This window comes from Nocardioides sp. (assembly GCF_035697785.1).
In the GTDB taxonomy this organism is placed as follows: domain Bacteria; phylum Actinomycetota; class Actinomycetes; order Propionibacteriales; family Nocardioidaceae; genus Nocardioides_B.
In genome coordinates this window covers 1-8,923 of record NZ_DASSCL010000014.1, presented here as the reverse complement: position 1 = coordinate 8,923, position 8,923 = coordinate 1, and the positions used below count along the sequence as shown (strand labels likewise).

The following is an 8,923-nucleotide window of genomic DNA, read 5'->3' as shown; positions in this document are numbered from 1 at the left end:
CGAGGGCCCGGCCGACCGCCTCGGCCTTGCCGGCACCCGAAGCGAGGAACCACACCTGCCGGGACCGGTTGAGCGCCGGGAAGGTGAGGCTGACCCGCTGCGGCGGCGGCTTGGGGGAGTCGGTGACCGCCACCGTGATGGCGTCGGCGTCGAGCTGAGGGGTGCCGGGGAACAGCGAGGCGACGTGCCCGTCGGGTCCGACCCCCAGCATCACCAGGTCGAAGCGGCCCGAGCCGTGCGCGCGGACCTCCTCGGCGTACGCCGCCGCGGCGTCCATCACGCCGACGTACTCCTGGTCGGACGAGGGCATCTCGTGCACCCGGTCGGGGTCGAGGTCGACGTGGGAGAGCCACGCGGTGCGGGCCTGGCCGGCGTTGCGCTCGCCGTCGTCCTGGTCGACGTAGCGCTCGTCGCCCCACCACAGCTCGACGCGACGCCAGTCCACGTTGCGGCCCACCGACTGTCGGGCGACCTCCCGGTGGACCGCGTCGGCGATGGTGCCTCCGGTGAGGCACACGTCCGGAACGCCGCCGTCCGCCTGCGCCTGCTCGATCAGGTCGAGCAGGGCCGCGGCGACGTGCCGGGCCAGGTCGGTCGCGTCGTCGCGGACGACCACTGCAGGGTCGTGGCCGGGCATGTCAGCTCTTCGCGCTCTTGGTGCGTCGGCTGTCGGCCTGGGCGTTGGCCAGCATGCGCTTCACCGTGCGGGCGTAGACGTCGTCGGGGTCGAGGCGGCGCAGCTCCTCGGACAGCAGCTCGTCGAGGTCGCGGCGCTTGAGCGCGACCGGACGGTCGGGCTCGCCCGGCGACGAGAGAGTGGCGAGCTTGCCGTCGGTGCGGACGATCGTGATGTCGCCCTGGCGGGTGCTCAGCGCGACGCGGGTGATGCCGGGGCCGCCGGAGCTCTTCCGGTCCACCGGCACCTTGAGCCGGTCGGCCAGCCATGCGGAGAGCAGGTCGGCGCTGGGGCTGATCCGCTCGGCGGTCACCGACGCCGACGTGACCTTCGCACGAGTCTGGTCGAGCGCGGCGGCCAGCAGCGCCCGCCAGCTGGTGATCCGGGTCCAGGCCAGGTCGGTGTTGCCCGGCGCGTAGCTGTCGCACTGGCGCAGCATCGCCTTGGCCTTGCCGGTGGGGACCGCCGCGGCGTCGGTGATCCGGCGCCGGGCCAGCCGGCCCAGGGGGTCCGCGGCCGGGTCGTCGGGGGCCTTGGCGGGCCACCAGACGACGACGGGGGAGTCCGGGAGCAGGAGCGGCAGGACCACGGACTCGGGATGCTTCGTGACGGCACCGCTGAGCGTGATCATCGCCGTCTCGCCGGTCCAGCCAGAGCCGATCCCGACCTTCGCGTCGACCCGGGGCGAGCCGCGCCCGTCGCCGAGGATCACGCCGAGCACCCGGGCGGGGTGCTCCCGCGACGCGGCGCGGGCGGTCGCCATGGCCGCCTCGGCGTACTCCTCGTCGACGACGAAGACCAGGGTCATCACCATGCCCATCGCCGGGCTGCCGGCCTTTCGCCGGGCGCGCACGAACTCCGCGGCGATCTGGCTGCTGGTGGTCTCGAGGAGCTCGATCATCTTCACGGCCTCCGCCAGGTGCGCCCGTCGCGGGCCAGCATCTTGTCGGCAGACGGGGGACCCCAGGTGCCGGCGTCGTAGGTGTCGGGCTTGCCGTGCTCGGCCCAATACTCGACCACCGGGTCGAGGATCTTCCAGGACAGCTCGACCTCCTCGTGGCGGGGGAACAACGGCGGCTCACCCAGCAGCACGTCGAGGATCAGCCGCTCGTAGGCCTCCGGGCTGGACTCGGTGAACGAGCCGCCGTACGCGAAGTCCATGTTGACGTCGCGGATCTCCATCGCCGTCCCCGGCACCTTCGAGCCGAACCGCAGGGTGACCCCCTCGTCGGGCTGCACCCGGATCACCAGGGCGTTGTGGGTCAGCTCCTCGGTGGCGGTCTTGCTGAACGGCAGGTGCGGCGCCCGCTTGAAGACGATCGCCACCTCGGTGACGCGACGACCCAGCCGCTTGCCGTGCCGCAGGTAGAACGGCACGCCACCCCACCGGCGGGTCTCGACGTTGAGCGTGAGCGCGGCGTAGGTCTCGGTGCGCGAGCTCTGTGGGATGTCCTGCTCGTCGAGGTAGCCGGGCACCTGCACGCCGCCGGCCCAGCCGGCGGTGTACTGCCCGCGGGCGGTGTTGAGGTCGAGGCGCCGGGGGAGCACGACCGAGCGGAGCACCTTCTCCTTCTCGATGCGCAGGCTCTGGGCGTCGAACGACGTCGGCTCCTCCATCGCGATCAGGGCCATCAGCTGGAGCAGGTGGTTCTGGATCACGTCGCGTGCGGCGCCGATGCCGTCGTAGTAGCCGGCTCGGCCGCCGATGCCGATGTCCTCGGCCATCGTGATCTGCACGTGGTCGACGTAGTTGGAGTTCCAGATCGGCTCGAACATGGCGTTGGCGAAGCGCATCGCCAAGATGTTCTGGACCGTCTCCTTGCCGAGGTAGTGGTCGATCCGGAACACCGAACCCGAGGGGAACACCTCGGACACGACCGCGTTGAGCTCGCGGGCGGTCCGGAGGTCGGAGCCGAACGGCTTCTCCACCACGACGCGACGCCACTGGTCTGGCCCCTGCTGAGCGAGGCCGTGCTCCTTGAGCTGCCCGATGACGTCGGAGAAGAACCGCGGCGGGATCGACAGGTAGAAGGCGTGGTTGCCACCAGTGCCGCGGACCCGGTCGAGGTCGGTGATCGTCTGGCGCAGGGTGTCGAACGCGATGTCGTCGTTGAAGTCGCCGGGGACGAACCGGAAGCCCTCGGCGAGCTGGTGCCAGACCTCCTCGCGGAACTCGGTGCGGGCGTGCTCCTTGACCGCGTCGTGGACGATCTGGGCGAAATCCTGGTCGGCCCAGTCGCGACGGGCGAACCCCACGAGCGAGAAGCCCGGCGGGAGCAGCCCGCGGCTGGCCAGGTCGTAGACCGCCGGCATCAGCTTCTTGCGCGACAGGTCACCCGTGACGCCGAAGATCACCAGGCCGCACGGGCCGGCGATCCGGGGAAGCCGGCGGTCCCCCGGATCACGGAGCGGGTTGACGAACGGCGCGCCGGCAGCGGAGACCAGTCCGGTCTCGTCGGTCATCCGAGCGCCTCCCGCAGGGCGACGATCCCCGCCTCGACGTCGGTGAGGTGGACCCGGAGCACCGGCCGTCCGTGGTCGGCGAGCACGCGCGCGTCCCCGGCCGCCTGGGCGGCGATGAGCCTGCCGAAGGTGTAGTCCCGGCCGGGTACGCCGAGGTCGGGCTCCGCCGCGCCGGTGACCTGGAGGTAGACGCCGACCCCCGGCCCACCCTTGTGCAGCTGGCCGGTCGAGTGCAGGAAACGTGGGCCCCAGCCGAACGTCACCGGCCGCTTGGTGCGGACGGCGAGGGCGCGCCGGGCGGAGGCCAGGTCGGCGTGTCGCAGCCGGTCGAGGTAGGCCATCACGGCGACGTAGCCGCGGTCGGGGTCGAGCCTTGCCAGCAGGGCGTCGACGGCCTCGCGGAGGCTGCCGGCGTCGTCGGCTGCGCCGCCGAGGGAGCGGACCTCGACCGGTCCGTCCGTGAACAGCGGCGGATCCTGGTCGGGGCTGCCCTCGAGCATGGAGCGGGCGGCCTTCTTGGCGCTCTCGACGTCGGGCTGGTCGAACGGGTTGATGCCGAGCAGCCGGCCGGCCACCGCTGTGGCCGCCTCCCACAGCAGCATCTGGGCGCCGAGCGCGCCGGTCAGGGTGACGTCGGACCCGCCGGTGCCGTGGGTGACCACGGTCTCCGGGTCGTCGTCGGTGTCCCTGGTGAGGTGCACGACGGTGGTGTCCTGGGGTGGCAGCGCCACCTCCGGGTCGGACGAGTCGTCCACGACGACCGGCAGGATGCCCTTGCCGTCCTTGCCGGTGCTCTCGGCGACGAGCTGCTCGGCCCAGTCGCCGAAGCCGGCCAGGCCGGAGCCGTCGTCGACCACGACGAGCTTGTCGCGCGGCGGGTCGGTGCCGGCCATCGCGGCACCCAGCCGGAGGGCCGGGTTGCCCTCGTCGTCGTCGGCCAGGAGGTCGGCGACGGCGTCGGCCTCGTCGAGCAGGGCCTCGATGTCGGCACCGGCCAGGCCGCTCGGCACCAGGCCGAAGGCGGTCATGGCCGAGAACCTGCCACCCACCTCGGGGTCGGCGTTGACGACGCGGTAGCCGTCGGCGCGGGACTGCACGTCGAGCGGCGACCCGGGGTCGGTGACGATGACGACGCGCCGGGTGGGGTCGATCCCGGCGCGGGTGAACGCGTCGACGTACGCCCGACGCTGGGAGTCGGTCTCCACCGTCGACCCCGACTTGCTGGACACCACCACGACGGTGCGCTCGAGCCGGTCGGCCAGCGCGGCCGCCACCTGGGAGGGGTCGCTCGAGTCGAGGACGGTGAGCTCCACGCCGGTCGTCGCGCAGATGACCTCGGGCGCGAGGGACGAGCCGCCCATGCCGCAGAGGACGACGTGGTCGGCACCCTCGTCGCGGAGCTCCTCGCGTAGCGCGGCGATCGCGCCGAGGAGCGGGCGCGACGTGCGGTGCAGCCCGGTCCAGCCGAGGCGGATGCCGGCCTCGGACTCGGCGTCCTCACCCCAGAGGGAGGCGTCCTTGTCGAAGAGCCGGCTGGCGAACTTGTCGCCGACCAGGTCGGGGACGTGACGCGCGATGGCGTCGGCCGCAGCCCCGGTCGCGCTGATCGACAGGGGCTCGAGGGCCCCGGTCATGAGGCGTCCGTCCGGGACCCCATCTGACCGCGCACGGTCTCCACCAGCTCGTCCCACGACTTGACGAACTTGTCGACGCCTTCCTGCTCCAGCGTGGCGATGACGTCGTCGTATTCGATGCCCGCCTCGCCCAGGGCGGCCATGACCGCGCGCGCGTCGTCGTACCGCGTGGTCACCATGTCGCCCTCGAGCTCGCCGTGGTCGGCGAACGCCAGCATGGTCTTCTCAGGCATGGTGTTCACGGTGTTGGCCACGACGAGCTCGGAGACGTAGAGCGTGTCGGAGTAGTCGGGGTTCTTCACGCCCGTCGAGGCCCACAGCGGGCGCTGGGTGTTGGCACCGTCGGCCTTGAGCGCCATGAACCTCTCGCTCGCGAACTTCTTCTCATAGGCCTCGTAGGCGAGCCGGGCGTTGGCGACCGCGGCCTTGCCCTTGAGGCCGGCCAGCGTCGACTTGTCTCCGCCGCCGCCGATGAGCTTGTCGAGCCGCGCGTCGATCTCGGTGTCCACGCGGGAGACGAAGAACGACGCCACGGAGTGGATGTCCTGGAGCGGGTGTCCGGCCGCCTTGGCGGCCTCGAGGCCGGCCAGGTAGGCGTCCATCACCTTGTCGTACCTGCCGAGCCCGAAGATCAGCGTGACGTTGACGCTGATGCCCTTGCCGAGCACCTCGGTGATGGCGGGCAGGCCTTCGGTGGTGGCCGGGATCTTGATGAACAGGTTGGGCCGGTCGACGGCCGCCCACAGCTTCTCGGCCGCCGCCACGGTGGCCCCGGTGTCGAACGCGAGTCCCGGCGGCACCTCGATGGACACCCGGCCGTCGACGCCGCCGGAGGCCGAGAACGCCTCCGAGAGGACGTCGCAGGCGTTGCGCACGTCGGTGGTGGTGAGCTCGAAGATGGCGTCGTCCACCGATGCTCCCCCCTCGACCAGGCCGCGGAGCTGGTCGTCGTACCGCTCACCGTCGGAGAGGGCCGTGGCGAAGATCGTCGGGTTGGTGGTCACGCCGACGACCGAGCTGTTCTTGACCAGCTCGGCGAGGTTGCCGGTCTCGATCCGCTCGCGGGACAGGTCGTCCAGCCAGATCGATACGCCTGCTTCGGCGAGGGCAGTGAGACGTTCAGACATGGGATCCTCCCGTGGGGGTCGGTATTCAGTTGGTACCCGTGGCCGGTTCGTTCAGGCGTCGCTCGCCTGGGCCGAGCGGATGCTGTCCTCGGCGGCGAGTACGACGGCTTCGGCGGTGATGCCGAACTCCTCGAAGATCGTCGCGAAGGCGGCCGAGGCGCCGAAGTGGTCGAGGGAGACCATCCGGCCGTGCGGTCCGACGACCTCGCGCCAGCCCTGCGCGACGCCCGCCTCGACGCTCACCCGGGCCTTCACGATCGGGGGCAGCACCGAGTCGCGGTAGGCCTGGTCCTGGGCGTCGAACCACTCGCGGCACGGCATCGACACGACGCGGGCGCGGACGCCCTTCTCCGCGAGCCTCTCGCGTGCGGCCACGGCGAGCTGCACCTCGGACCCGGTGCCGACCAGGACCACGTCGGGCACGCCGCCCTCGGCGTCGATCAGGACGTAGCCGCCCTTGGCGACGCCCTCGGTGGTCGCGAACCCGTCGGTGCCGCGGGGGAACGTCGGCACGTTCTGCCTGGTCAGCGCCAGACCGGCCGGACGGTCGGTGTGCTCGAGCACGGTCTTCCAGGCGGCGACGGTCTCGTTGGCGTCGGCGGGGCGGACGACGTCGAGACCGGGGATCGCCCGCAGCGCCGCGAGGTGCTCCACCGGCTGGTGGGTCGGGCCGTCCTCGCCGAGGCCGATCGAGTCGTGGGTCCACACGTAGGTGACGGGCAGCTGCATCAGCGCCGCGAGTCGCACGGCCGGACGCATGTAGTCGGAGAACACGAGGAAGGTGCCACCGTAGACGCGCGTGCCCCCGTGCAGCGCGATGCCGTTCATCACCGACCCCATGGCGTGCTCGCGGATCCCGAAGTGCAGCACCCGGCCGTACTCGTTGCCCTGGAAGTCCTTGGTGGACCGCTCCTCCGGCACGAAGCTCGGCTCGCCCTTGGGAGTCGTGTTGTTGGACTCGGCGAGGTCGGCCGACCCGCCCCACAGCTCCGGCAGCGCCGGGGCGAGGGCGCTCAGCACCTCGCCGGACGCCTTGCGGGTGGCGACGCCCTTCGCGTCGGCGTCGAAGCTCGGCAGGGCCTGGTCCCAGCCGGTCGGGAGGGTGCGGCTGCGCATCCGCTCGAGCAGGGCGGCGCGCTGCCGGTAACGGGTCGCCCACGCGTCGTACCGGTCCTGCCAGGCGGCCTGCGCGTCGCGACCGCGTTCGACGAGGGCGCGGGTGTGGTCGAGCACGTCCTCGGTCACCTCGAAGGTGAGGCTCGGGTCGAACTCCAGGATCTTCTTGGTGGCCGCGACCTCGTCCTCGCCGAGGGCCGAGCCGTGTGCCTTGCCGGTGCCCTGCGCGTTGGGCGCGGGCCACGCGATCACCGTGTGGAGGTTGATGAAGCTCGGGCGGTCGGTGACGCGGCGCGCCTTCTCGATCGCCTCCCACAGCGCCTGGACGTCCTCGACGTACTCCCGGCCGCCGTTGGTCCAGTCGACGTCCTGCACGTGCCAGCCGTAGGCCCGGTAGCGGGCGGAGACGTCCTCGGAGAACGCGATGTCGGTGTCGCCCTCGATCGAGATCTGGTTGTCGTCGTAGATCAGGGTCAGGTTGCCGAGCTGCTGGTGACCGGCCAGTGAGGAGGCCTCGCTGGAGACCCCTTCCTCAAGGTCGCCGTCGCTGCACAGCGCGTAGATGTGGTGGTCGAACGGGCTCTCGCCGGGTGCGGCCTCGGCGTCGAGGAGGCCGCGCTCGCGTCGGGCCGCCATCGCCATCCCGACCGCGTTCGCGACACCCTGTCCGAGCGGACCGGTGGTGGTCTCGACGCCGGCGGTGTGGCCGTGCTCGGGGTGGCCCGGGGTCTTGCTGCCCCAGGTGCGCAGCGACTTGAGGTCGTCGAGCTCGAGACCGAAGCCGCCGAGGTACAGCTGTGTGTAGAGCGTGATGCTGCTGTGCCCGCAGGACAGCACGAAGCGGTCGCGGCCGAGCCAGTCGGGGTCGGCCGGGTTGTGCCGCATCACCTTCTGGAACAGCGTGTAGGCAACCGGGGCGAGCGACATCGCGGTGCCGGGGTGGCCGTTGCCGACCTTCTGGACGGCGTCCATGGCCAGCACGCGCGAGGTGTCGACGGCACGCTGGTCGAGGTCGGTCCATTCGAGCTTGCTCACGAGCTGCGTTTCCTTCCGGCGAGGTGCCTGGCCGGCCGATGCGGCCACGGGCCCGAGCCTACTCAGGAGAGGTGAGGCGATGCACAGGGCGTCCGGCGCCTCCCGATGCCTCCCTCAGGCACATTGAGCACTAGACTCGGGCCTGCCCGGCGCGCGTCCGTGTGGCGCCTCGGGACAGCGAACTGTCGTCCGACCCCAGAGGTGTGCGTGACCGCCGTCGACCCCGACGTCTCGTTGAGCAGCGCTGGGCGGACGCATCTGCCCGCTGCTCCGGGACTTCGCGACGTGGTCGCGGCGTACGTCGGGCTGACCAAGCCGCGGATCATCGAGCTGCTGCTGCTGACCACCGTGCCGGTGATGTTCCTCGCGGAGGGCGGTGTCCCGCCGCTCGCACTGGTCGTCGCCACCGTCGTCGGCGGCACCCTGTCGGCCGGCAGCGCCAACGCGTTGAACTGCGTGTACGACGCGGACATCGACGAGCGGATGCGGCGTACCCGCCGTCGTGCGCTGCCCCGGCACATCGTCACCACCCGCGCCGCCCTGGTCTTCGGCCTGGTGCTCGGTGTGGTGTCGACGTTGTGGCTCGGACTGCTCGTCAACTGGCTGTCCGCCGCGCTCGCGCTGGCCGCGAACGTCTTCTACGTCGTCGGCTACACGATGATCCTCAAGCGCCGGACGACGCAGAACATCGTCTGGGGCGGCGCCGCCGGCTGCTTCCCGGCGCTGATCGGCTGGACGGCGGTCACCGGAGAGCTCGCCTGGGCACCGGTGGTGCTGTTCCTGGTCGTGTTCTTCTGGACGCCGCCGCACTTCTGGGCGCTGGCGATCCGCTACCGCGAGGACTACGCGGCGGCCGACGTGCCGATGCTGCC

At 71.6% G+C, this 8,923-nt stretch carries 7 protein-coding genes; 1 reads left to right on the top strand and 6 read right to left on the bottom strand.

The features are described from left to right. The 6 genes from pgl to tkt form a co-directional block, all read right to left on the bottom strand. The coding region (gene pgl, locus VFH10_RS02330) for a 6-phosphogluconolactonase (protein WP_325125532.1) at positions 1–637 on the bottom strand (637 nt) is incomplete at its 3' end. Position 638: 1 nt separating this feature from the next. Further along, positions 639–1,577 carry a glucose-6-phosphate dehydrogenase assembly protein OpcA gene (locus tag VFH10_RS02325; protein WP_325125530.1) on the bottom strand — a complete coding sequence of 313 codons (939 nt, stop codon included), beginning with the start codon at positions 1,575–1,577 and terminating at the stop codon, positions 639–641. 2 nt (positions 1,578–1,579) lie between these two features. After that, the gene (zwf, locus tag VFH10_RS02320; RefSeq protein ID WP_325125528.1) at positions 1,580–3,139 is read right to left on the bottom strand and encodes a glucose-6-phosphate dehydrogenase; all 1,560 of its coding nucleotides are present in this window, start codon (positions 3,137–3,139) and stop codon (positions 1,580–1,582) included. Then, positions 3,136–4,773: a glucose-6-phosphate isomerase gene (locus VFH10_RS02315; RefSeq protein ID WP_325125526.1), complete on the bottom strand. Its 1,638-nt coding sequence runs from the start codon at positions 4,771–4,773 to the stop codon at positions 3,136–3,138. The genes zwf and VFH10_RS02315 overlap by 4 nt, the downstream gene beginning before the upstream one ends. Continuing rightward, positions 4,770–5,900 (bottom strand): transaldolase, encoded by a 1,131-nt coding sequence (gene tal / locus VFH10_RS02310; RefSeq protein WP_325125524.1) that lies wholly within the window; start codon positions 5,898–5,900, stop codon positions 4,770–4,772. The genes VFH10_RS02315 and tal overlap by 4 nt, the downstream gene beginning before the upstream one ends. Positions 5,901–5,951: 51 nt before the next feature. Next, entirely contained in the window at positions 5,952–7,988 is a 2,037-nt protein-coding gene (tkt, locus tag VFH10_RS02305; RefSeq protein ID WP_414689823.1) for a transketolase, read from the bottom strand. Positions 7,989–8,252: 264 nt separating this feature from the next. On the opposite strand from tkt, the gene VFH10_RS02300 reads away from it, so the two are divergent. Continuing rightward, positions 8,253–8,923 (top strand): heme o synthase (locus VFH10_RS02300; protein WP_414689822.1); only part of this gene is annotated, 671 nt, incomplete at its 3' end.